The sequence below is a fragment of the Streptomyces sp. NBC_00510 genome, assembly GCA_036013505.1.
Lineage (GTDB): Bacteria > Actinomycetota > Actinomycetes > Streptomycetales > Streptomycetaceae > Actinacidiphila.
Window position 1 is genome coordinate 878840 of sequence record CP107851.1, and the last position, 21927, is coordinate 900766.

19 protein-coding genes are annotated in these 21927 nt (G+C 71.6%); 6 read left to right on the forward strand and 13 right to left on the reverse strand.

Annotation, left to right across the window (positions count from 1 at the left end; translation table 11 throughout):
- Positions 1-38 precede the first annotated feature (38 nt).
- Positions 39-1997 (reverse strand): multicopper oxidase domain-containing protein, encoded by a 1959-nt coding sequence (locus OG937_04000; protein ID WUD70898.1) that lies wholly within the window; start codon positions 1995-1997, stop codon positions 39-41.
- 499 nt (positions 1998-2496) lie between these two features.
- A complete protein-coding gene (locus OG937_04005) occupies positions 2497-3402 on the reverse strand; it encodes an NAD(P)H-binding protein (GenBank protein WUD70899.1) in 906 nt (301 codons plus the stop codon).
- A 203-nt stretch (positions 3403-3605) separates the two neighbouring features.
- On the opposite strand from OG937_04005, the gene OG937_04010 reads away from it, so the two are divergent.
- A complete protein-coding gene (locus tag OG937_04010) occupies positions 3606-5855 on the forward strand; it encodes a SpoIIE family protein phosphatase (GenBank protein ID WUD70900.1) in 2250 nt (749 codons plus the stop codon).
- A 29-nt stretch (positions 5856-5884) separates the two neighbouring features.
- Here OG937_04010 and OG937_04015 read toward each other — a convergent pair whose 3' ends face one another.
- From OG937_04015 to OG937_04065, 11 genes are all read right to left on the reverse strand, one after another.
- Complete coding sequence (locus tag OG937_04015) at positions 5885-6253, reverse strand: nitrile hydratase accessory protein (protein WUD70901.1); 369 nt, start codon at positions 6251-6253, stop codon at positions 5885-5887.
- Positions 6250-6849: a nitrile hydratase subunit alpha gene (gene nthA / locus OG937_04020; GenBank protein ID WUD70902.1), complete on the reverse strand. Its 600-nt coding sequence runs from the start codon at positions 6847-6849 to the stop codon at positions 6250-6252. Before nthA ends, OG937_04015 begins: the two co-directional genes overlap by 4 nt.
- A complete protein-coding gene (gene nthB / locus OG937_04025; GenBank protein WUD70903.1) occupies positions 6849-7511 on the reverse strand; it encodes a nitrile hydratase subunit beta in 663 nt (220 codons plus the stop codon). Before nthB ends, nthA begins: the two co-directional genes overlap by 1 nt.
- A 122-nt stretch (positions 7512-7633) precedes the next feature.
- Positions 7634-8461 carry a sugar nucleotide-binding protein gene (locus OG937_04030; GenBank protein WUD70904.1) on the reverse strand — a complete coding sequence of 276 codons (828 nt, stop codon included), beginning with the start codon at positions 8459-8461 and terminating at the stop codon, positions 7634-7636.
- 97 nt (positions 8462-8558) lie between these two features.
- Positions 8559-9236, reverse strand: coding sequence for a histidine phosphatase family protein (locus tag OG937_04035; protein ID WUD70905.1), 678 nt, complete (start codon positions 9234-9236; stop codon positions 8559-8561).
- An 89-nt stretch (positions 9237-9325) separates the two neighbouring features.
- The gene (gene gnd / locus OG937_04040; GenBank protein WUD70906.1) at positions 9326-10213 is read right to left on the reverse strand and encodes a decarboxylating 6-phosphogluconate dehydrogenase; all 888 of its coding nucleotides are present in this window, start codon (positions 10211-10213) and stop codon (positions 9326-9328) included.
- Positions 10214-10304: 91 nt separating this feature from the next.
- Entirely contained in the window at positions 10305-11954 is a 1650-nt protein-coding gene (gene pgi, locus OG937_04045; GenBank protein ID WUD70907.1) for a glucose-6-phosphate isomerase, read from the reverse strand.
- Positions 11947-12981, reverse strand: a complete 1035-nt coding sequence (gene opcA / locus OG937_04050) for a glucose-6-phosphate dehydrogenase assembly protein OpcA (GenBank protein ID WUD70908.1) — start codon at positions 12979-12981, stop codon at positions 11947-11949. The genes pgi and opcA overlap by 8 nt, the downstream gene beginning before the upstream one ends.
- Positions 12978-14531 (reverse strand): glucose-6-phosphate dehydrogenase, encoded by a 1554-nt coding sequence (zwf, locus tag OG937_04055; GenBank protein ID WUD70909.1) that lies wholly within the window; start codon positions 14529-14531, stop codon positions 12978-12980. Before zwf ends, opcA begins: the two co-directional genes overlap by 4 nt.
- Positions 14528-15676 carry a transaldolase gene (gene tal, locus OG937_04060; protein WUD70910.1) on the reverse strand — a complete coding sequence of 383 codons (1149 nt, stop codon included), beginning with the start codon at positions 15674-15676 and terminating at the stop codon, positions 14528-14530. Before tal ends, zwf begins: the two co-directional genes overlap by 4 nt.
- A 208-nt stretch (positions 15677-15884) precedes the next feature.
- Positions 15885-16664, reverse strand: coding sequence for an RNA polymerase sigma factor (locus OG937_04065; GenBank protein WUD70911.1), 780 nt, complete (start codon positions 16662-16664; stop codon positions 15885-15887).
- Between the two features lie 208 nt (positions 16665-16872).
- On the opposite strand from OG937_04065, the gene OG937_04070 reads away from it, so the two are divergent.
- The 5 genes from OG937_04070 (at position 16873) to OG937_04090 (ending at position 21854) form a co-directional block, all read left to right on the forward strand.
- Complete coding sequence (locus tag OG937_04070; protein WUD70912.1) at positions 16873-17274, forward strand: MarR family transcriptional regulator; 402 nt, start codon at positions 16873-16875, stop codon at positions 17272-17274.
- Between the two features lie 148 nt (positions 17275-17422).
- Positions 17423-18427, forward strand: a complete 1005-nt coding sequence (locus OG937_04075) for a LacI family transcriptional regulator (protein WUD70913.1) — start codon at positions 17423-17425, stop codon at positions 18425-18427.
- A gap of 277 nt (positions 18428-18704) precedes the next feature.
- Positions 18705-20042, forward strand: a complete 1338-nt coding sequence (locus OG937_04080) for an extracellular solute-binding protein (GenBank protein ID WUD70914.1) — start codon at positions 18705-18707, stop codon at positions 20040-20042.
- A gap of 7 nt (positions 20043-20049) precedes the next feature.
- Positions 20050-21000 carry a sugar ABC transporter permease gene (locus OG937_04085; GenBank protein WUD70915.1) on the forward strand — a complete coding sequence of 317 codons (951 nt, stop codon included), beginning with the start codon at positions 20050-20052 and terminating at the stop codon, positions 20998-21000.
- Complete coding sequence (locus OG937_04090; GenBank protein WUD70916.1) at positions 20997-21854, forward strand: carbohydrate ABC transporter permease; 858 nt, start codon at positions 20997-20999, stop codon at positions 21852-21854. The genes OG937_04085 and OG937_04090 overlap by 4 nt, the downstream gene beginning before the upstream one ends.
- The last annotated feature ends 73 nt before the right edge of the window (positions 21855-21927 follow it).

Here is a 21927-nt window from a genome sequence, read left to right on the forward strand (position 1 = left end):
GGGACCGCTCCGGGCCTTGACGCCCCGATGGTGGGGGCCTACATCTTCATGTGCTTCATGTCGTGCGCGTCCATTCCCCGACCCATGTCCATCAGCATCCGGTGGATGTCGTGGACCGGCGACGGCATGACGACGAAGGGCCGCATCATGCCCTCGTCCTCGTGGTCGAGGAGGTGACAGTGGTACATGACCTTGCCGGTCTGGTCGGCGAGACGTCCCGCCACGGTGACGAGGGTGTTGGCGTTGACGGTGATGGTGTCCTTCCAGCCGGACTCCTCCGGGGCGACCGGGACCGGAGCGCCGACCGTGATGGGCTTCCTGGTCTGCGCCGTGGCGAAGTCCACACCGGAGGAGTCGACGGCCCGCCGGTCGACGACCTGGAAGTTCATCAGGTGGATGTGCATCGGGTGGTAGATGGGCACGCCCTCGGGGGCGGCGCTGATGAAGTGCCACTTCTCCCAGGTGCCGGAAGCAGCGAAGAAGGTGGTGGTGTCCTCGAACATGGTGCCCGTGCGACGCAGCGTCCGGGTGCCGCCCGGCATGTCGACCGTGACGATGCCGGTGCCCGGCGCCGTGTCGGCCGGGACCTGCTCCATCTCCCAGATCTGGGGCATGGCGCCGGTCTTGTCGAAGCCGAGCAGGACGAAGCGCTCGGTGGCGTCCTTGGGCACATCGGCGAGGGTGAGCTTGCGGAACGACTTCGACAACGTTGTCGGAAGCGGGTGGAGCGCGCGGCGCCGCTTCTCGACGCGGAACTGCATGACGTCGGGGAAGGGGATCATGAAGTCCGGCAGGGCCGCTCCGGCGGTCTGACCCGGGATCGTGTTGACGAGCTTGAGCTTCCTCCCGGGGAAGGCCGCGAAGTCGACGACGACGTCGGCGCGCTCGGCGGGCGAGAGGGAGATCGCCTCGTCGATGGTCTGGGGCTTGCCGAGCAGCCCCATGTCGGTGCCGATGAGCTTCATGGCGCCGCGCACGACCTTGCCGGTCTCCTCGTCGACGACGACCAGGCGGTAGACGCGGGTGGTGGAGACGTTCACCAGGCGGAAGCGGTAGGCGCGGGCCTGCACGTCCAGGTACGGCCACACCACGCCGTTGACCATCGTGAACGGGTTCAGGCTCGCCAGGGCGGGCGGGATGGTGCCCGGCATCGGCATCGCGCCGCCGCCCACGATCCGCTTGGCGAGGACCTGGCCGGTGAGCCGGCCCTGGGCGTCGGTGTCGAAGTTGACGTCCTGGATCGTCAGCGGGATCTCGTACTCGCCGCGGGGCAGTCCGAGCCGGTCCTCCTCCGCGTCGCGCACCACGTAGTTGCCGACCAGACCGGCCTGGACGTTGAGCGAGGTCACCGACATGGCGTGGTCGTGGTAGAAGAGGTGGGCCGCCGCCTGGTCGTTGGCGTACTCCCCCAACTGCCCGTTCCCGGAGGTGACTCCGAACTCCGCGGCGCCGTCGCTCAGGGCGTTCTGGTGGCCGCCGTGCACATGGACGGTGGTCCAGGCGGTGAGCCGCTCGACCTCGGGGCGGGCGGCGGCACCCTCGGCGCCGGGCCGGTTGTAGGGCAGCAGGCCGGGGCCGGGGCCCTCGGGGTCCACCCACACCGCCTTGATCGGCGTCCTGCCCTTGAGCTTGTTGTTCCAGGCGATACGGACCCGCTCCCCGCTGCGGACCTCGATGGTCGGGCCGGGGAAGTGGCCGGCGTAGGTCCACAGCCGGGTCGGCGGCATCTGGGAGTGCAGCCGGACCGAGGACGGGACCATGTCGATCTCCGTGATCCCATGGCTCTTGGGGCGCAGCGTCGGCGGGACGCGCAGCGCGTCCCGGAACGGCTTCAACGTCGTGAACGTGGGCTCGTTCACGCCGTGCAGCGCGTCGGCCGCCTCCGCCGTGCCCTCGAAGACGCCGGCGGAGCCGAGGACTCCGGTACCGGCGACGGCGACGGCCGCCGCGGTGACCCCGGCCATGCCGAGGACGGTCCGCCTGCTGGTCGTTGACATGTAAGTGTTCATCCTGTTCTGGGTGGTACGAGCACGGGAGGCGAAGCTTCGAAGGGGACGCACATGCGCTCCCCCGGGTCCGGGGAGCGTCGTTCCGCGCGCCTCAGGACGGCGATGCCGAGCGGTCGACCGGCGGCCTGAGGACATTCGGGCGCGGACGGATGCCGTCGGGCCTGTCGGCCACCGGCATCCCGCGTCAGGGCAGGCACGTCGGCCTGCCGGCCGGTCCCGACGAGGGTCCTGTCGGTCCGGCGCTCCCGGAGCGCGCATCCTCCCGGTGGGTTCGCCACCTTGGTGCGGCACTCGTACCCGGGCATTCCCCCCAGCCTGCGCTGAGCCCCCCGCGCACTATTTGCTCGGTCAAGCAAGTAGAACATTGGACTACTTGTACGTGCAAGTAGCTTGATTCGTCATCAAACCGGCGGCAATAGAGCCTGCGGAGGCGCGCCGCACCCCGCTCCGGCATCCCCGCGGGATGCCGGAGCGGCCCCACCCGGGCTCAGCCCAGGTAGAAGTCCCGGCGGGCGGCGACGAACTGCTCGACGGTCCGGGCGGGCACACCCGTCACACGCTCGACGTCGTCGGACGCCCGGTCGTAGCGGTTCTCCCGGTGCAGCCGGCCCATGGTGGCGATGTGCGCCTCGACGTGCGGCGGCAGACCGGCCCGGCTGAGCACCTCGTCCCGCCACCGCTCCGGCGGCACGTCGACGTACGCCACCTCACGTCCCAGCGCCCGGGAGAACTCCCCGGCCATCTCGGCCATGTCGAGCGTGCGCGGCCCGGTCAGTTCGAGGACCCTGCCGACGTGCGGGACCGGGTCGCGCAGGACCGTGGCGACGACCCGGGCGACGTCCTCCACGGCCACCGGGGAGGTACGCCCGGTGCCGAACGGCAGCGCGATCGTCCCGGTCTCCCGGATCGACCGTGCCGCCAGCGCGGTGAACAGCGGATTGTCCAGGAAGGACGTCGGGCGGACGTGGACCACCGGCAGGCCCGACCAGTTCAGCACCTGCTCCGCCAGCCAGTGCAGCCGCTGCTGGTGGGACTCCCCCGTGCTGGTCGCGGTCATCTGCGACACCGTCATCTGCGACATGCCCACCAGCGCGTCCAGCCGCCCGTACGCGCGGGCGACGCTCGCCACCACGGTCGCCGCGAGCAGGTGATCGGTCGAGACGGGCATCGCGAAGTACATCCGCCGCGCACCCTCCAGTGCCGCGGCCACGGTCTCGGGCCGGGTCAGATCGCCGGTGACGACCTCCGCGCCGAGCGCGCGCAGCGCGTCCGCCCGCTCGTCGTCGTGGCGGACCATCGCGCGCACCGGTACGTCCTGCTCACGCAGGAGTTCGAGGACGGCACGGCCCACGCCGCCGACCCCGGTGACGAGGACAAGATTGCCGGCAGCCATCGGTCGGTCTCCTTCTGGGTTGGCTGAGTTTCGGGTGACGGGTGTGGCCACGGACTCCCGTGGCGTACGAGGTGCCACAGGGCGCGCACTCCCACCCGCACCATTACGAGCATATGCTCCTATCTCCCGAGCGGCAAGCGGAGTCCTCGCCTCTGAGCGACCGGTCACCCGCGCACCTATACTCGCGAAGAGGGAGCAGTTCGATGACCAGCAACAGCGCAGTCGGAGAACACCGCCGCGAAGGCGGGCCCGCTCGGATCGAGGGCACGGGTCTCGAGGAGGTCCTGCACGGCGCCGTCCGTGAGGCCCTGTTCCGGATGGACGCCGTGGCCGCGGCGGTCTACCTGCTGGACCGGACCGGCGCCGAACTGCGCGCGGCGATGATCGCCGGCGGCTCGCCCTCCATGTTCACGATGCCCTGCCGGATGACCATGGACATGCCCCGCGCTTCGACCCGCGCGGTCGCCACGGGCGCGACGGCGGTGCTGCCCGATCCCGACCCGGCCGGCCCGGACCAGCGCTTCGCACTGCCCTATCCGTACGCGGCACTGGCGTCCCCGGTCACCGCCGGCGGGCACCGCTTCGGCGCGCTCACGGTGCTGCGCCTGGAGAGCCACGGTGGCTACGGCCCCGTCGACCACACGGTGCTGCGGGAGATCGCGGACGCACTGGCCGCGGCCCTCGCCGAACTCGTGCGCCACGGCACCGCCGTCACGGCCGGCCCCGCACCCGCCCTCGTACCGGTGTTCCACGCGAGCATCCGCACCCCGGGCTGGGGGGTGCGCGGCGTCCCGGGCTCGGCCGGCGCCAGTCTGATGTACCCCCTGCGCCATTTCGCCGAACGGCTCAACCAGGCCACGACGGTGGACCACGTCGTCGCAGCGGCCCGGGACTGCATCATGTCCCCCTTCGGCGCCGGAGCCCTGGTGCTGGCCTCGGTGAGTGCGGGCCGGCTGTGGGTCCTGGGGCACAGCGGGCCGTCCTCCGCCCTGGTCCGCACCGTCCACGGCGCCAGACTCGGCGCGAGCACCCCGGCGGTGGAGGCGGTGCGCGGGCACGCGCTGTTCCTGTCCGAGGGCGCACCGCCGGACACGGACCCGGACCGGCACGACGCCGGGCCGCGGGCCGAGGCCTACCTGCCGCTCGTCGTCGGGAGCAGGAGCGTCGCCGAAGTGTCCCTGATGAACCCGCGCATCGTCGGGGTGTGCTGCCTGGAGTTCGAGGGGACCCGCGCGTTCCCGCCCGAGGAGCGGACGGTGCTCGGCATGATGGCCGGCATGCTGGGGGCGACGGTGGAACGCGTCGAACTGGGCACCCGGCAGCGCGAGATCGCGGAACACCTGCAGCGCAGGCTCCTGCCGCCCGTCCTGTCCGAGCTGCCGGGGCTGGCCACCACCGCGCGCTACCGGCCCGCCACGACCACCTGCCAGGCGGGCGGCGACTGGTACGACGTGATCAAGGTGTCGGACGACCGGATGGTGCTCGTCGTCGGTGACGTGGAAGGCCACGACCTGGACAGCGCCGCCGTCATGGGCCAGGTGCGCACCGCGCTGACCTCGTACGCGACCGAGGGCCACCGCCCCGCCGTGGTGATCGACCGGACGGGCCGGCTGCTCGCCGAACTCGGCACGGAGCAGCTCGTGACCTGCTGCGTGGTCGCCCTGGACACCGCTGACGGTACAGCAGAGGTGGCTCTCGCCGGGCATCCGGCGCCGGTCGTACGGCGGCCCGACGGAAGCGTCGACGTCCTCGACGCGCCTCCGAACCTCCCCCTGGGCGTCACCACACAGCACCCTTACCGCAGTTGTGAGCACACGCTGGCGCCGGGGTCCGTGCTGATGCTCTACTCCAACGGCCTGACCGACTCCCTCACCGGGGACCACGGCGCGTGCGCGCGGACCCTGCTCCGTGCGGGGGTCCGGGAGACCGGGGCCGCGGCCGACCTGGAACAGGTCGCCGACCGCATGGTCGCCGAGGTCTCCGGCCCCCGGTGGCGCCGGGACGACGCGGTGCTGCTACTGGCCCGGTACGAAGGCGCCGCGGGCAGGGGGGCGCCGCGGGCGGCGAGCCTCCACGTGCAGCGGCGCGATCTGCACGGGGTCAAGGCGGCCCGGGCTTTCATCGACGAGCAATTGCACGCGTGGTCGCTGCCGGTGGTGTCGGACACCCTCCAGCTGATCGCGTCGGAGATCGTGACCAACGCCCTCATCCACGCGGGCAGCGACGTCGACGTCCGGCTGCGGGCCTTCGGCGACCACGTCCGGCTGGAGGTACGGGACTCCGACAGCAACCCGCCCGTCCCCTCGCCGCTGGCCCTGGACGAGGAGGAGAACGCCGAGGCCGAGCACGGCAGGGGTCTGCTCATCGTGGAGGCCCTGGCCGGGCAGTGGAACACCTCGCCCAACGGCCGCGGCAAGACCGTCTCCCTGGACCTGCCCATCCCGCACGGCTGACGGATCGGGCGTGGACCGGTGCCTCGCGGTCAGTGCCGATGTGCGTGGTCGTGGTCGTGGTGGTCGCCGTGGTCGTGGCCCGCGGGCCGGCCGGCCAGGGTGCGGGCGCGCGCGGTGACCTCGCCCGAACGGACCACGTCCTGTTCGGCGAGCACGTCCTCCAGCGCGGCCAGCCAGAGCCGGTAGTAGTTCCAGGGACCGTCCGCCGGCGGCGCGTTCTCCCAGGCCCGGATCCGGGCGATCAGCGCGGCCTGGAACCGGGGCCAGGCGAAGGCACCCGCTTCGTGGAGGCCGACGGCCATGCCGAAGGCGCGGCTCTCCCACGGCTCGGCGAAGACCAGCTCGCCGTTGGAGCGGGGCGGCGCGGCCGGCCCGTCGACGTCCAGGGGCGCGGTCACGGCGCCGTCACCTTCGCCACGCCGACCATGGCGTCCCGGGTCACCAGCGGCACAAGTTCCTCCTCCGTCAGGTGCTCGGTGCCGGAGGGGCGTTCGGGCAGCACCAGCCAGCGCACCTCGCTGGTGGAGTCGCGGACGGTGATCCGCACGTCCTCAGCGAGGTCGAGTCCCATCTCGGAGAGCACCGTGCGCGGTTCCCTCACCACGCGCGCACGGTAGGCGGGGTCCTTGTACCAGCTCGGCGGCAGGCCGAGCACCGGCCACGGATAGCACGAGCACAGCGTGCAGACCACCACGTTGTGGGTCGTGGGGGTGTTCTCCACGACGACGATGTGCTCACCCTGCCGCCCGGCGAAGCCCAGTTCCGCGATGGCCGCGGTGCCGTCCTGGAGCAGCCGGCGCTTGTACTGCGGGTCGGTCCACGCCTTGGCGACGACCTTGGCGCCGTTGAGCGGGCCCACCTGGGTCTCGTAGGTGGCGATGATCGTGTCCATCGCCGCCGGGTCGATCAGGCCGCGCTCGGTGAGCAGTTGCTCCAGCGCCTCGGTCCGCAGGGCCGGGGGGAGGTGGTCGTCCGGTCCGCTGGTGGAGGTCATCAGGGGGTCTCCAGGTAGCTCTCGTACAGCTCGGCGGTGACGGAGAAGGGCTCGGCGCCGGCGCCCCACAGTTCGCGGGAGTCGAACCGGACCGAGTAGACGTGCTGCGGGTTCTCGCCCAGGAAGTGCGCATGGGTGTCCGGCAGCAGCGCGGCGGGCTGCACGAGCTCGACGACGCCGGGGTGTCCGCGCAGGTAGCCCGGCAGCCGCGTGTGCCCGGGCGGGGACATGTCCTTCGCGCGGACCCGCTCGCCGACGGCGAAGGCCGGCGGGGTGTCCACGCTACGGAGCGAGCCCGGTGCGGTGGGGGCGTAGTCGGGGCGGGCCGGTTCGGGGACCGGTGGCTCCTCGACGCCGGCGCCGCGCAGGTTGCGGGCGCGGGTCTCGACCGCGGTGGGCGCCAGGACGGCGCTCTCGGTGAGCATCAGCTCCGCGGCGTTCAGCCAGCGGCCGAAGTAGCCGTCGTCCAGGTAGGCGGCCCGGTCCAGGCGTTCCGTGGCGTGCCGGAAGGCGTCCACGTTGTACCCGGACACCTGGATGGAGAGGATCGCCAGCGCGAACGCCCGGCCCTGCCAGGGCTCGGCGAAGACCGGTTCGCCGGGTCTCGGCGGCCGGACGGGCCCCCATCCCCGTGTGCCCCCCATGTCCGCGATGCCCTCCATGGCGCGCCCTTCCGTGTGCCGGGACCACTGGCACATCAGCTTGGCCCCTGGGCGGCCGGTGTCCCCCGCGACACGGCCCGCGCGCCTCCCGGTTCCATCCGATGGGCAGTCGGGCCCGCGTCCTACCGGGGGAGGAGGAACTCCCGGGCTCCGCGCAGGCGGGTCCGTATGCGCCGCTGGGTGGCGCTGCTGTCGAGGCGGACGTCGAGGGGGCCGGGCACGGGGCCGTCGACGCGGCGCCCGGGGCGCAGCGCGGTGGCGTCGAGTCCGTCGCGGCGGGCGATGAGGCCGCCCAGTTCGTAGCGGTTGAGGGCGTCCGTCCCGCCGAGGTGGAACACGCCCGAGGCGCCGGACACCGCGAGTTCCCACAGAGCGGAGGCGAGGTCCTCGACGTGCACCGGGCAGCGGACGTCGTCGGTGAACAGGACGCCGTCGCGCACGCCTGCGGCCAGGTCGTGGACCAGGCGCTCGTGCGCGGATCCGCCGTCGCCGATGATCAACGAGGTACGCGCGACCACGGCGGACGGCGCCAGGAGCCGCACCGCGGTCTCGGCGGCGGCCTTCGCCGCGCCGTACGGGCTGATGGGATCGGGCAGGCAGGTCTCGTCGTAGTGGACCCGGCCCCCGGAGAAGACGGCGTCACTGGAGACGTGGACCAGGCGGCAGTCGTGTTCCGCCGCGGCCAGGGCCACGCGGACCGAGCCGTCGGCGGTGACCTCCCAGTCGCTGTACCCGCTGCTGGCGTTGACGACGGTGTCGGGGGCCACCTCGGCCAGTACCTCGCCCAGGCGCCCCGGGGCGCGGAGGTCGAGGTGGTGCCACGGGACACCGGGGACCCCGCCGGGGTGGCGGGAGCGGTACGTCGCGGCCGTCTCGAGACCCGCGGCTGCGGCCTGTCGTACGAGTTCCCTGCCGAGGAACCCGCTGCCGCCGACGATGAGGACCTTCACGAGCTTCACGGTAGGGCAGCCGCAGGACCGGCGGGGCTCCTCCGCCCCGGAGGACGGCTAAGGCAAGGGAGGAAATTCCCGACGGGGCGACGCCCCCTCACCGGCCCGGGGACGAGTCGTGCTCGGGGCGCCGCGGCCAGGGGATCACGCCGGACGGGGAGGGCGCGCCGGTCGCCGGGGCGCCCGTGGTGTTCCAGGCCTTGATGACGGGGCGGTCGTGCTCGGTGCCGAGCCGGCTGACGGTCCCGGTGTCCAGGGCGAACAGCGATCCGGCCGACGGCGGCAGGCCGAGGCGGCGGGCGGTGAGGACGCGCAGGATGTGGCCGTGCGCGACAAGCAGCACGTCGCCCGCGGCGGGGTCGCGCAGCAGCGGCTCGACGCGCGCGAGCACGCGGTCGGCGCGGCGGCCGACGTCCTCGGGGCCCTCCCCCGGATGGTCCGCGGGGCCGGGGGCCACGCCGTCGGCCCACAGGTTCCAGGTCGGGCGGGTGCGGTGGATCTCGGCGGTGGTGACGCCCTCGTAGCCCCCGTAGTCCCATTCGCTCAGGTCCGGGTCGATCTCGGCACCGGACACCCCGGCCAGTTCGGCGGTGCGTACGGCGCGGCGCAGGGGGCTGCTCAGGGCGAGGGCGATGTCGTGCCCGCGGAGCAGGTGGGCGACGCGGGCCGCCTCCCCCTCGCCGTGCGGTGTCAGGGGCAGGTCGGTGTGGCTGGTGTGCTGTCGGGACAGGGTCCACGCGGTTTCGCCGTGGCGGAGCAGGAGCAGGTCGCCCATGGTCGTTCATCCACTTTCGGCACGGAGGATGGGTGGTGCGGGTGAGGCGGTGCGGAGCCCGCGCCGGCGGGCGCGGGCTCCGGCGGTGACTAGGCCTTGTCGTCCGCGGTGGTGACGGCGTGGCCGCCGAACTGGTTGCGGAGCGCGGCGATCATCTTCATCTGCGGGGAGTCGTCCTGGCGGGACGCGAAGCGCGCGAAGAGCGACGCGGTGATCGCGGGCAGCGGCACGGCGTTGTCGATGGCCGCCTCGACGGTCCAGCGGCCCTCGCCGGAGTCCTCCGCGTAACCCCTGAGTCCGTCGAGGTGCTCGTCCTCGTCGAGGGCGCCCACGGCCAGGTCCAGCAGCCAGGAGCGGATGACGGTGCCCTCCTGCCAGGAGCGGAACACCTCGCGCACGTCGGTGACCGAGTCGACCTTCTCCAGCAGCTCCCAGCCCTCGGCGTAGGCCTGCATCATGGCGTACTCGATGCCGTTGTGGACCATCTTCGCGAAGTGGCCGGCGCCGACCGCTCCCGCGTGGACGAAGCCGAAGTCGCCCGCGGGCTTGAGGGCGTCGAAGACCGGCTGCACCTTCGCCACGTGCTCGGCCCGGCCGCCGACCATGAGGGCGTAGCCGTTCTTCAGGCCCCAGACGCCTCCGGAGACACCGGCGTCCACGAAGCCGATGCCCTTGGCGGCCAGCTCCTCGGCGTGCTTCTCGTCGTCCGTCCAGCGGGAGTTGCCGCCGTCGACGACGATGTCACCCGGCTCCAGGAGGCCGCCGAGCTCGTCGACCACGGACTGGGTCGGCGCGCCGGCCGGCACCATCACCCACACCACGCGGGGTGCGTCGAGCTTGTCGACCAGTTCGGTGAGGCTGCCGACGTCGGCCAGGTCGGGGTCCCGGTCGTAGCCGACGACGGTGTGGCCGGCGCGGCGGATCCGCTCGCGCATGTTGCCGCCCATCTTGCCGAGGCCGACGAGTCCGAGTTGCATGTCAGGTGCTCCTTGTGTGTGTCGCGGGTGTGGTCGGCGGGCGGCGCGCACCGGGGGGCCGGGCGGCGCCGCCGTGGGAGTCCCCCCCGGGTCAGTTGCCCCGCAGGGAGCGGTACGCGGCCACCAGGGCCGCGGTGGAGGGGTCGAGTCCGGGCACGTCGGCTTCGCCGGTCAGGGCGGGTTCGACGCGCTTGGCAAGGACCTTGCCGAGTTCGACGCCCCACTGGTCGAAGGAGTCGATGTTCCACAGGGCGCCCTGGACGAAGACCTTGTGCTCGTAGAGCGCGATGAGCTGGCCGAGGACCGAGGGGGTCAGTTCGGCCGCCAGGACGGTGGTGGTCGGGTGGTCGCCGCGGAAGGTCCGGTGCGGGACCTGCTCCTCGGGCACGCCCTCGGCGCGGACCTCGTCGGCGGTCTTGCCGAAGGCGAGCGCCTGACCCTGCGCGAACAGGTTGGCCATCAGCAGGTCGTGCTGGGCGGTGAGTTCCGCGCTCAGCTCGCCGGCCGGGCGGGCGAAGCCGATGAGGTCCGCCGGTATCAGCTTCGTGCCCTGGTGGATCAGCTGGTAGTACGCGTGCTGCCCGTTGGTGCCGGGCGTGCCCCACACGACGGGCCCGGTCTGCCACTCCACGGGGTGCCCGTCGCGGTCCACGGACTTGCCGTTGGACTCCATGTCCAGTTGCTGCAGGTAGGCGGTGAACTTGGACAGGTAGTGGGAGTACGGCAGGACGGCGTGCGCCTGGGCGTCGAAGAAGTTGCCGTACCAGACGCCGAGCAGTCCGAGGATCAGCGGCGCGTTGGCCTCGGCGGGCGCGGTGCGGAAGTGCTCGTCGACGGTGTGGAAGCCGTCGAGCATCTCACGGAACCGCCGCGGGCCGATGGCGATCATCAGGGAGAGGCCGATTGCCGAGTCGAAGGAGTAACGGCCGCCCACCCAGTCCCAGAACTCGAACATGTTGTCCGGGTCGATGCCGAACTCCGCGACCTTGCCGGTGTTGGTCGACAGGGCGACGAAGTGCCGGGCGACGGCCTTCTCCTCGCCGTCGAGCCCGGCCAGCAGCCAGCTGCGCGCGGAGGTGGCGTTGGTGATCGTCTCGATGGTGGTGAAGGTCTTGGATGCGACGACGAACAGGGTCTCGGCCGGGTCGAGGCCATGCAGGGCCTCGTGGAGGTCCGCGCCGTCGACGTTGGAGACGAAGCGGAACGTCAGCGAGCGGTCGGTGAAGGGCCGCAGCGCCTCGTACGCCATGGCGGGGCCGAGGTCGGAGCCGCCGATGCCGATGTTGACGACGTTCCTGATCCGCTTGCCGGTGTGGCCGGTCCACTCACCGGAGCGCACCCGGTCGGCGAAGGCGGACATCTTGTCGAGCACCGCGTGGACCCGCGGCACGACGTTCTCGCCGTCCACCTCGACGACGGCGTCCCGCGGCGCGCGCAGGGCGGTGTGGAGGACGGCCCTGCCCTCGGTGACGTTGATCTTCTCGCCGCGGAACATGGCGTCGCGCAGCTCGAACACGCCGGTGGCGGCGGCCAGCTCGCGCAGCAGGGCGAGGGTCTCGTCCGTGACCAGGTTCTTGGAGTAGTCGATGCGCAGGTCGCCGACCTCCACCGTGTAGCGCCGCGCGCGTGCGGGGTCCGCCGCGAACAGCTCGCGCAGGTGCGGTCCCGGCCGCGTGGCGGCGCGGTGCTCCGCCAGTGCGGCCCACTGCGGGCGGTGGCTCGGCTTGGGTGTGTCAGGCATCGTCCTTCTCCTGGTTCTGGTGCTGGTGCGCGGGCTGCGGCGGCACCGGGGCGGCCTTCGCGGAACGGGCCCTGGTGGAGGGGGCCTTCGCCGGGAGGGCCTTCGTGCGGGGGGCCTTGACCTGGGTTCGCAGCGCGGCGGCGTAGGCCTCGTCCGGGTCGAGACGGCGGAGCTCCTCCGCGATGAGTTCCGCGGTGGTGCGCACCTTCAGCGCCAGGGCTCGGGTGGGCTGTCCGGGGATGGACAGCCGGGCCACGGCGCCCTCGGGGCGGTCGATGGTGACGTCGCCGTGCGGGGTGCGCAGCCGGACCGCGGTCACCACGGGCCCTTCGGTGACGACTCGTTCGACGGGCACGCGCAGCCGGTCGGCGAACCAGCGGGCCAGCAGTTCGGCGCTGGGGTTGTCGGCCTCGCTCTCCACGACCGCGGAGGTGACGCGGGCCTGGGCCTGGTCCAGCGCGGCGGCGAGCATGGAGCGCCACGGCGTCGTCCGGGTCCACGCGAGGTCGGTGTCGCCGGGCGCGTACGCACCGGCCCTGGCCGCCAGTGCCTCCAGCGGCCGGTCGACCGCGTAGGCGTCGGTGATGCGGCGCTGGGCCAGGGCCCCGAGCGGGTCCTCGGCCGGTACGTCGGGTGCGTCCGCGGGCCACCAGACGACGACGGGGGCGTCGGGCAGCAGCAGCGGCAGGACCACAGAGTCGGCGTGCCCGGCCACTTCGCCGAACAGCCTCAGCAGCACCGCCTCACCGGATCCGGCGTCGGAGCCGACGCGGACCTCGGCGTCGACGCGGGAGGGGGTGCGCCGGCCGGTGGTGCGCGAGGGCCGCTTGATGACGACGAGCGTGCGCGAGGGGTGTTCCTGCGCCGCCTGCTCCGCCGCCTTCAGGGCATCGTGGGCGTTCTCCTCGTCGGTCACGATGACCATGGTCAGGACCATGCCGACGGCGGGGGTGCCGATGGCGCGGCGGCCCTGCACCAGGGCCTTGTTGATGTGGCTTGCCGTGGTGTCGGTCAGGTCGATCCTCATGGCCTGCGCCAGCTCCGTCCGTCTCGTGCGAGCATCTCGTCGGCCTCCGCGGGGCCCCAACTGCCCGCGGTGTACTGCGCGGGCCGTCCGTGCGTGTCCCAGTACTCCTCGATCGGGTCGAGGATCTTCCAGGACTCCTCGACCTCCAGGTGGCGGGGGAAGAGGTTGGCGTCACCGAGCAGCACGTCGAGGATGAGCCGCTCGTACGCCTCGGGGCTGGACTCGGTGAAGGACTCGCCGTAGGCGAAGTCCATCGTCACGTCGCGTATCTCCATCGACGTCCCGGGTACCTTCGAGCCGAAGCGCACCGTGATGCCCTCGTCGGGCTGGACGCGGATGACGATCGCGTTCTGCCCGAGTTCCTGCGTCGCCTCCGGGCCGAACGGGGAGTGCGGGGCGCGCTGGAAGACGACCGCGATCTCGGTGACGCGGCGGCCCAGGCGCTTGCCGGCCCGGAGGTAGAAGGGGACGCCCGCCCAGCGGCGGTTGTCGATCTCCAGCTTGATCGCGGCGTAGGTGTCGGTCCTGGACTCGGCGTCGATGCCGTCCTCCTCCAGGTATCCGTCCACCTCCTCGCCGCCCTGCCAGCCGTGCGCGTACTGCCCGCGCACGGTGTGCGCGCCCAGGTCGCCGGGGAGCCGTACCGCGCGCAGCACGTTCAGCTTCTCGGTGAGGAGCGACTCGGCGTCGAAGGAGGCGGGCTCCTCCATCGCGGTCAGCGCGAGCAGCTGCAGGAGGTGGTTCTGGATGACGTCGCGCGCGGCGCCGATCCCGTCGTAATAGCCCGCGCGGCCGCCGATGCCGATGTCCTCGGCCATCGTGATCTGCACGTGGTCGACGTAGGAACGGTTCCACAGCGGCTCGAACATCGTGTTGGCGAACCGCAGCGCCAGGATGTTCTGGACCGTCTCCTTGCCCAGGTAGTGGTCGATCCGGAAGACCTGCTCCGGGGCGAACACCTCGTGGACGAGCGCGTTGAGTTCCCGCGCGCTGGCCAGGTCGTGGCCGAAGGGCTTCTCGATGACGGCGCGTCGCCAGGAGCCCTCGGGGGCGTCGGTGAGTCCGTGCTTCTTCAGCTGCCGCACGACCTTGGGGAAGAACTTCGGCGGTACGGACAGGTAGAACGCGTAGTTGCCGCTGGTCCCCCGGGTCGCGTCCAGCTCGTCCACGGTGACGGCGAGCTGCTTGAACGCGACGTCGTCGTCGAAGTCGCCGGGGATGAAGCGCATGCCCTCGGCGAGCTGCTGCCAGACCTCTTCGCGGAACGGCGTCCGGGCGTGCTCGCGGACCGAGTCGTGCACGACCTGGGCGAAGTCCTGGTCCGCCCAGTCGCGGCGGGCGAAGCCGACGAGCGAGAAGCCCGGCGGCAGCAGCCCGCGGTTGGCCAGGTCGTACACCGCCGGCATCAGCTTCTTGCGGGACAGGTCACCCGTCACGCCGAAGATCACCAGACCGGACGGGCCGGCGATGCGCGGCAGCCGCCGGTCGGACGGATCGCGCAGGGGGTTGGGCCACGGGGTGGTGGCGGGTGCGGTCGGGTCCTTGCTCATCGCGCGTCGGCTCCCTTGCCGTTCAGTGCTGTTCCGATGGCCTGCAGCAGCTCGGCCCAGGCCGCCTCGAACTTCGCCACGCCCTCGTCCTCCAGCCGCCGGACGACCTCGTCGAGGGGGATCCCCAGTCGTTCCAGGGCCGTCAGGTCGGCGCCGGCCCGGTCGTGGCGGCTGGTGACGGTGTCGCCGTCGACGCGGCCGTGGTCGGCGACGGCGTCGAGCGTCGCCTCCGGCACGGTGGTGACCGTTCCGGGCGCGACGAGTTCCTCGACGTAGCGGGTGTCCCGGTACGCCGGGTCCTTCACGCCCGTGGAGGCCCACAGCGGCCGCTGCTCGTGGGCGCCCGCCGCGGCGAGCGCGGCCCAGCGGTCGCCGGCGAAGAACTCCCGCTGCGCCCGGTACGCCAGCCGGGCGTTGGCGAGCGCCGCCCTGCCCTTCAGGGCCGACGCCTCGTCCGTGCCCAGCTCCGTCAGCCGCCGGTCGACCTCCGTGTCGACGCGGGAGACGAAGAAGGAGGCGACGGAGTGCACGGTGGACAGGTCGATCCCGGCCGCACGCGCCTTCTCCAGACCGGCCAGGTAGGCCTCCATGACCTCGCGGTGGCGCTCCGGCGAGAAGATCAGCGTGACGTTCACGCTGATGCCGAGGGCGGTGACCTCCGTGATGGCGGGCAGGCCCTCCGCGGTCGCCGGGATCTTGACCATCACGTTGGGGCGGTCGACCAGCCAGGCGAGCTGCCGGGCCTCGGCGACGGTCGCCCGTGTGCGGTGGGCCAGGCGCGGGTCGACCTCGATCGACACCCGGCCGTCCCGGCCGCCGGTCGCCTCGTACACGGGTCGCAGGAGGTCGGCCGCGGCACGCACGTCGGCGGCGGTCATCATGCGGACGGCTTCGTCCGGGGTGACGCCGCGCGCGGCCAGGTCGGCGAGCTCTTCCCGGTAGTCCTCCCCCGAGCCGATGGCGGCCCGGAAGATGGACGGATTCGTGGTGATTCCCACCACACGTCCCGATGCGACGAGTCGGGCGAGGTCGCCGGAGGCGATGCGTCTGCGCGACAGGTCGTCCAGCCAGACCGAGACTCCCTCGGCGGCCAGTCGCTGCAACGGTTCCGCGGTTGCGGTTGGTTCTTCGTTCACTGTGATCATCTTCTTTCTGCGCTCGCGTCAACCGCGGCGGACCCCAAAGGATTCCCGGCTGTGGGGGGCCGTGTTTCCGCAGGTGACGGAGGTGTTCCTCCCCGCGGGCATGACAGCGCGGGCCCCGGGAATGTGACGAGCGATGAAGATCACGCCGCGCGTGGGTGCCGCGCGGGCCCGCCGGCCCTTGCCCGCCGCCTGTCCGCGCGACGACGTGTCATGCGGAGACGCTCCGCCCGGCACCGACGAGGTCGCCGGAGACGTACTCCTGCTCGGACGCCACCATGCGCGGGCCTTCGGCCGCCCACAGCCGCAGCCGGGCGTCGTGCAGCCAGTACGCCGCAATTGCTGCGGAAACATCCATGATGTCTGCTATCTCCTGATAGGCGAAGCCTTCAACGGCCGCGAGGTACACGGCGAACCGCTGCTCCTTCGGCAGCGTGAGGAGGGCGGCCCGGACGTCCTCCTCGGACAGCAGGACGAACTCGTCCAGCGCGGACACCCGCACCCCCTGCGGGATCCCGGACTCCGGCGGCAGCACGCACACCTCCGGGTGGGGACCGACGAACGCCGATGCCAGGAGGTCGTAGAGCCAGGCCCGGTGGTCGATGCCGTCGAGGAGGCGCGGGAACGCGGCGTACGCCCGGGTGAACACCTCCAGGACGAGCCCCTCCGCCTCGGCCGGGTCGCCCGTGACGCCCAACGCGGCCCGGTACACGGGGTCGAGGAGGGTCAGCACGTCACGCTCGAAGCGGGCCTCGCGCCCGGCGGAACCGTCCTCGTCGCCGACGGCCGGCCGCACCGGACCCTCGCCGGCCTGCCGGGCCTGCGGGGCGCGGACGGTCCTGCGGTGGCGGCCGCTCCCGGGAGCCGTACCGCTCCCCCGCACGTACGGTTCACCGTCGACGCTCCGGCCCCGGTGCCGGCCACCGCCCGGGCCGGACACCGCGTACCGGATTCCCGCGGTGGACTGGGCGTTCGTCGGCGACTGAGGCATGTGCGTCTCTTTCCGGGATGACCTGCTTGGTCGGTACGGTCGCGCGGGCAGGGGTGGCCACGCCGCACGGCTCGGCATTAATTGCTTCGCGCAGCAAATATATATCCTTCGCGAAGCAAGTAAAGTGGGGGGCATGCACGATGCCGCACACCGCCCGGAACCCGACCCGGATCTGCCAAATCCCCTCAATCCGGACGAAGAAGCCCTCATGCGGTCCCTCAGTCGTGTCATCTACGCCCTGCCCCGCGCGCTGGACGCCGACATGACCCGCGAGCAGCGGCTCCCCCTCATCGAGTACCGGGCGATGATGAACCTCTCGGAGGCGCCCGGGCGGCGGATGCGGATGAGCGACCTCGCCGCCGCCTGCGAGATGTCGCTCAGCGGCATGACGGGCGTGGTGCGCCGGCTGGAAGGCCAGGGATTCATCCGGCGGGTCAGGTGCGAGCGGGACGCCCGGGGCTCGAACGCCGTCCTCACCGACGCCGGGCTGGCCCGCCTGGAGGAGGCCTGGCCGACCCACCTGGCCTCCATGCGCCGCCACTTCCTGGACCACCTCGCCGGTCTCGACCTCCGGGCGCTCAGCGCGGCGCTGCGTGGCGCGGCGACCTGACCCCGCCCCTTTCCCGAGGTCAGAGCCGCGCCGACGCACCCGTACCCCCGCAGCAGTGCGAGGACCTGATCTCGCGCCGCGCCGTCCGGGACGTGCATACTCAGGCCCTGCGGGCGCGCCGGCACCCGCGACGATCGGGAGGTACGCGATGGTGTCGTCGTCAGGGACGGAATCCCGGAGGGTCACGATCCACGACGTCGCCCGGTCCGCGGGGGTGTCCCGGCAGACCGTGTCGCGGGCGCTCAACGACAAGGACGAGATCGACGGCACCACCAAGCAGCGTGTGCTGGAGGCCGCCCGCGAGCTCGGCTACCGGCCGAGCCGCTTCGCCCGCGGCCTGGTCCGGCAGGACACCACCACGATCGGGCTGGTCATCCCCGACCTGCTCAACCCGTTCTTCACCGAGGTCGCCGCGGCCGCGCTGGAGGCGGCCCGGGCGCGCGGCTGGCACGTCGTCGTCTACGACACCGGGGACAGGGCCGAGGAGGAGTTCGGCACCCTGCAGGTGATCGCCTCGCAAGTGGACGCGGTCGTCGGCTACTTCAGCTGCTCCGAGCACGACCTCGAACGCTTCACCCGCGGAGTGCCCGTGGTGCTCATCGGGCGTGAGCACCACACGGCGCGGTTCAGCTCGATCCGCATCGACGGCGAGGAGGGCGTGAACGCCGCGGTCGCGCACCTGGTCGCCGCGGGCCACCGCCACATCGGCATGCTCGACCACGACGGCCGTGCCGAGCCGAGCGTCCGGCGCGAGTGGTTCGCCACGGCCGCGGCGGCCCACGGGATCGACGCGGGCAGGGTGGTCGGGGCCGCCCAGTCGGCCGACGGCGGCGGGACGGCGCTCAGGAAGCTGCTGGCCGCACATCCCGACGTCACCGCGGTCTTCACCTTCAACGACATCATCGCCATCGGCGCCCTGCGCGAGGCGCGCCGGCTCGGCAGGGCCGTCCCCGAGGACCTCGCCGTGGTCGGCTTCGACGGACTGCAGCTCGGCACGCTCGTGGAGCCCCCGCTGTCCAGCGTCGCGCTCGACACGCGCCGGCTCGGCGCGCTCGCCATCGACCAGGTCGCACGGCTGCTGACCGGGCTGGAACCGCTCGGGGCCGACGACCTCGTCGTCCGCGCCGAGCTGCGGCTGAGCGGCTCCGCTTAACCTGCCGGACCCGTGTGCGCCGCAAAGTCTTGACACTTGACGGCGCCGGAGCGCACACTTCCGAACAATTCTCAATGGCCCCGTGAGCGTTCACGTGAACGCTCACGTGAACGCTCACGGGACCGGAACACGTGGTTTTGCCCAACCTTGCGACGGCGCTCGGTGCGTGCACCGGAACCCGTCGCTCCCCCTGTCCCTTCTCTCCAGCACGGCCCGCCTGAGGTGTCAACGTCGACCCGGCTGGCGCCCACGCCAGTCGTCCTCCGGAACGGAAACCATGAGCAGCACAGTCACGCGCATCCGCGTCGCCGCCGTCGCCGCGGCAGCCAGCATCGCCGTACTCGCCGGATGCTCATCGCCGGCCCCTTCGGGTGACAGCGCATCGGCAGACGCCTGCGCGCCCGCGAAGGGCAAAGTCACCCTCCAGTACTGGAACACCGTTCCCGGCATGGACGAAGTCGTCGCGCTGTGGAACAAGAAGAACCCGAACATCCAGGTCGAGACGAAGAACATCTCCAACGACCAGTACGGCACCATCGGCAACGCCCTCAAGGCGGGCAAGGCGCCGGACCTCGCCCAGGTCGGCTACGACGAACTGCCCAACCTGCGGAGCCAGGACGCCTTCGCGGACGCCTCCGCCTGCAAGGCGGCCACCGACGCCAAGTCGGCGTTCGTGCCTTGGACCTGGTCGCAGGCCAGCTTCGGCGGCACCGGGGTGTTCGCCATCCCGCAGGACACCGGCCCGATGGCCCTGTACGTGCGCAGCGACATCTTCAAGAAGCACGGCCTGGAGATCCCCAAGACCTGGGACGAGTACGCGACCGAGGCGCAGAAGCTGCACAAGGCGGACCCGAACCTCAGCATGACGTTCTTCGACCCGAACAACGCCGAGTGGTTCAACGGACTCCTCTGGCAGAACAGCGCCGAGATGTACTCCTACTCCGGCGACAAGTGGCACGTCGCCGTCGAGTCCGAGCAGAGCAAGCAGGTCGCCGACTACTGGCAGAAGCTGATCGACGCCAAGCTGGTGCGGACCGACCTCGCCCACGGCTCGACGCAGATGTACACGGCGTACCAGAAGGACCAGATCGCCACCTACGTCGGCGCCGCCTGGGGCTACAGCATGTTCCGCGACAACCTCCCCAAGCAGGCCGGCAAGTGGTCGATCGTGCCGATGCCGACCTGGGGTTCGAGCGCCGCGTCCGGTGACTGGGGCGGCTCCACCGTCGCCTTCATGAAGGGCGGCAAGCACCCGTACGAGTCGGTCAAGTTCAACACCTGGCTGAACACCGACCCCGAGGCCCTCGCGCTGGAGAACAAGCTGGGCGGCCTCTACCCGGCGGCCACCGCCGGTCTGGCGCTCCCCGCGCTCTCCCAGGGCGTGGCCTACTACGACAACGAGAAGATCTTCGACGTCTTCGCCGAGTCGTCCAAGAACATCGACACCGAGTTCACCTGGGGCCCGACCCAGAAGACGGTCAACCTGGCGCTCCAGGACGCGATGGCCAAGGCGACCGCCGGTGACGGCACCGTCGCCGACGCCCTCACGGCCGCCCAGGACGCCGCGCTGAAGTCCATGAAGGACCAGGCGATCCCGGCCACGGCGGGCAAGTGACCGTCGCATGACCGACCTCGCAACCCGCGCGACGCGCGGGGTGGCGACCACCGAGGGCCGCCGTCGCCGCCACAACGGCGGCGGCCCCCGGGCGGGCACCATCGCCGCGTTCGTGACCCCGTTCTTCCTGCCGTTCGTCCTCTTCTACCTGGTGCCGATCGGCTACGCGCTCTGGCAGAGCCTGCTCGTCGTGCGCCGCACCGGCGGCCAGTACGGCACGTCGTACACGACCTTCGGCGGTCTGGAGCAGTACACGCAGGTCTTCCAGAACACCGAGTTCTGGGGCAGCATCGGCCGCATCGGGCTGTTCGGCATCGTGCAGGTGCCGGTGATGCTCTTCGTGGCGCTGGTCATGGCGCTGCTGCTCGACACCCCCCTGCTGAAGCTCAAGGCGTTCTTCCGCATCTCGGCGTTCATGCCGTACGCCGTGCCCGGCGTCATCGCCGCGATCATGTGGTCGTACCTCTACTCGCCGCAGATCAGCCCGGTCGTCGACCTGCTCAAGGGCGTCGGCCTCCAGCCCGACTTCCTCGGTCCGGGTGCCGTGCTGTGGTCGACGGCGAACGTGTCGACCTGGCTGTGGACCGGCTACAACATGCTGATCATGTTCTCCGCGCTGCAGTCGATCCCGCAGGAGCTCTACGAGGCCGCCAAGCTCGACGGCGCCAGCAACTGGGCCATCGCGTGGCGGATCAAGGTGCCGATCATCGCCCCGTCGGTCGTCCTGACCACGGTGTTCTCCATCATCGGCACGCTGCAGCTGTACGCCGAGCCGGCGGTGCTGCGCCAGATCTCCTCGAACATCTCGAGCACCTTCACCCCGAACATGCTCGCGTACACGGTGGCCTCCGGGAACAACTACCAGCAGGCGGCGGCGATCTCCGTGGTCATCGCCGTGATCACCTTCGTCTTGAGCTTCGGGTTCATGCGACTGACCTCGAAGAGGGCCGGACTGTGAGCGACCAGACCCCGATCCGCGAGAGCCGCGTCAGCCGCACGGCGGCCACGGCCCTGATGTTCCTGCTGGCGGTCTACTTCCTGCTGCCGGTCTACTTCCTGGTCGTGGCGGCGACGAAGCCGCAGGGCGACCTCGCCTCCACCAACGGCCTGGCGTTCTCGCACTTCGACCTCTTCGCCAACCTCGACACCCTCTTCACCCGCAGCGACGGCATCTTCGGGCGCTGGGCGCTGAACAGCGTGCTGTACGCGGTGCTGGGCGCGGCGGTCGGCACCCTGATCTCGGCGCTGTGCGGCTACGCGCTCGCCAAGTTCCCCTTCCGGGGCCGCGAGTTCCTCTTCTCCGTCATCCTCGGCGGGATCCTCGTACCGACCACCGCGCTCGCGCTGCCGCTGTTCCTGCTGTTCTCGGCGACCGGGCTCGTCAACACCTACCTCGCGGTGTTCCTGCCCAGCATCGTCAGCCCGTTCGGCGTCTACCTGGCCCGGATCTTCGCCGCGTCGGCCGTCCCCCAGGAGATCCTGGAGTCGGCGCGCCTCGACGGGGCCGGGGAGTTCCGGACGTTCTTCTCGGTGGCGTTCAAGCTGATGACGCCCTCGCTGGTGACCATCTTCCTGTTCCAGTTCGTCGCGATCTGGAACAACTTCTTCCTGCCGATGGTGATGCTGCAGAAGGAGTCGCTCTTCCCGATCACGCTCGGCCTGTACCAGTGGAACGGCCAGACCGCCCGCGCCCCGCTCCTGCAGGAGTCGGTGATCACCGGTTCGCTGGTCTCGATCGTGCCCGTGATCCTCGTGTTCATCCTCCTCCAGCGGTTCTGGCGCACCGGACTGGCCGCCGGCTCGCTCCGCTAGCCCCGCGCCGGCACCCTGCCCTCCCTCGCCCTCCCTCCCCCCGCCGCCCCGCCAGCACAGAAGGTCCCGTTGC

What these genes read in the sequence shown, in the direction of transcription:
- OG937_04000 (WUD70898.1), bottom strand. Translation starts at nt 1,997, where the DNA reads ATGTCAACGACCAGCAGGCGGACCGTCCTCGGCATGGCCGGGGTCACC.
- OG937_04005 (WUD70899.1), bottom strand. Translation starts at nt 3,402, where the DNA reads ATGGCTGCCGGCAATCTTGTCCTCGTCACCGGGGTCGGCGGCGTGGGC.
- OG937_04010 (WUD70900.1), top strand. Translation starts at nt 3,606, where the DNA reads ATGACCAGCAACAGCGCAGTCGGAGAACACCGCCGCGAAGGCGGGCCC.
- nthA (WUD70902.1), bottom strand. Translation starts at nt 6,849, where the DNA reads ATGACCTCCACCAGCGGACCGGACGACCACCTCCCCCCGGCCCTGCGG.
- nthB (WUD70903.1), bottom strand. Translation starts at nt 7,511, where the DNA reads ATGGAGGGCATCGCGGACATGGGGGGCACACGGGGATGGGGGCCCGTC.
- OG937_04035 (WUD70905.1), bottom strand. Translation starts at nt 9,236, where the DNA reads ATGGGCGACCTGCTCCTGCTCCGCCACGGCGAAACCGCGTGGACCCTG.
- gnd (WUD70906.1), bottom strand. Translation starts at nt 10,213, where the DNA reads ATGCAACTCGGACTCGTCGGCCTCGGCAAGATGGGCGGCAACATGCGC.
- pgi (WUD70907.1), bottom strand. Translation starts at nt 11,954, where the DNA reads ATGCCTGACACACCCAAGCCGAGCCACCGCCCGCAGTGGGCCGCACTG.
- opcA (WUD70908.1), bottom strand. Translation starts at nt 12,981, where the DNA reads ATGAGGATCGACCTGACCGACACCACGGCAAGCCACATCAACAAGGCC.
- zwf (WUD70909.1), bottom strand. Translation starts at nt 14,531, where the DNA reads ATGAGCAAGGACCCGACCGCACCCGCCACCACCCCGTGGCCCAACCCC.
- tal (WUD70910.1), bottom strand. Translation starts at nt 15,676, where the DNA reads ATGATCACAGTGAACGAAGAACCAACCGCAACCGCGGAACCGTTGCAG.
- OG937_04065 (WUD70911.1), bottom strand. Translation starts at nt 16,664, where the DNA reads ATGCCTCAGTCGCCGACGAACGCCCAGTCCACCGCGGGAATCCGGTAC.
- OG937_04070 (WUD70912.1), top strand. Translation starts at nt 16,873, where the DNA reads ATGCGGTCCCTCAGTCGTGTCATCTACGCCCTGCCCCGCGCGCTGGAC.
- OG937_04075 (WUD70913.1), top strand. Translation starts at nt 17,423, where the DNA reads ATGGTGTCGTCGTCAGGGACGGAATCCCGGAGGGTCACGATCCACGAC.
- OG937_04080 (WUD70914.1), top strand. Translation starts at nt 18,705, where the DNA reads ATGAGCAGCACAGTCACGCGCATCCGCGTCGCCGCCGTCGCCGCGGCA.
- OG937_04085 (WUD70915.1), top strand. Translation starts at nt 20,050, where the DNA reads ATGACCGACCTCGCAACCCGCGCGACGCGCGGGGTGGCGACCACCGAG.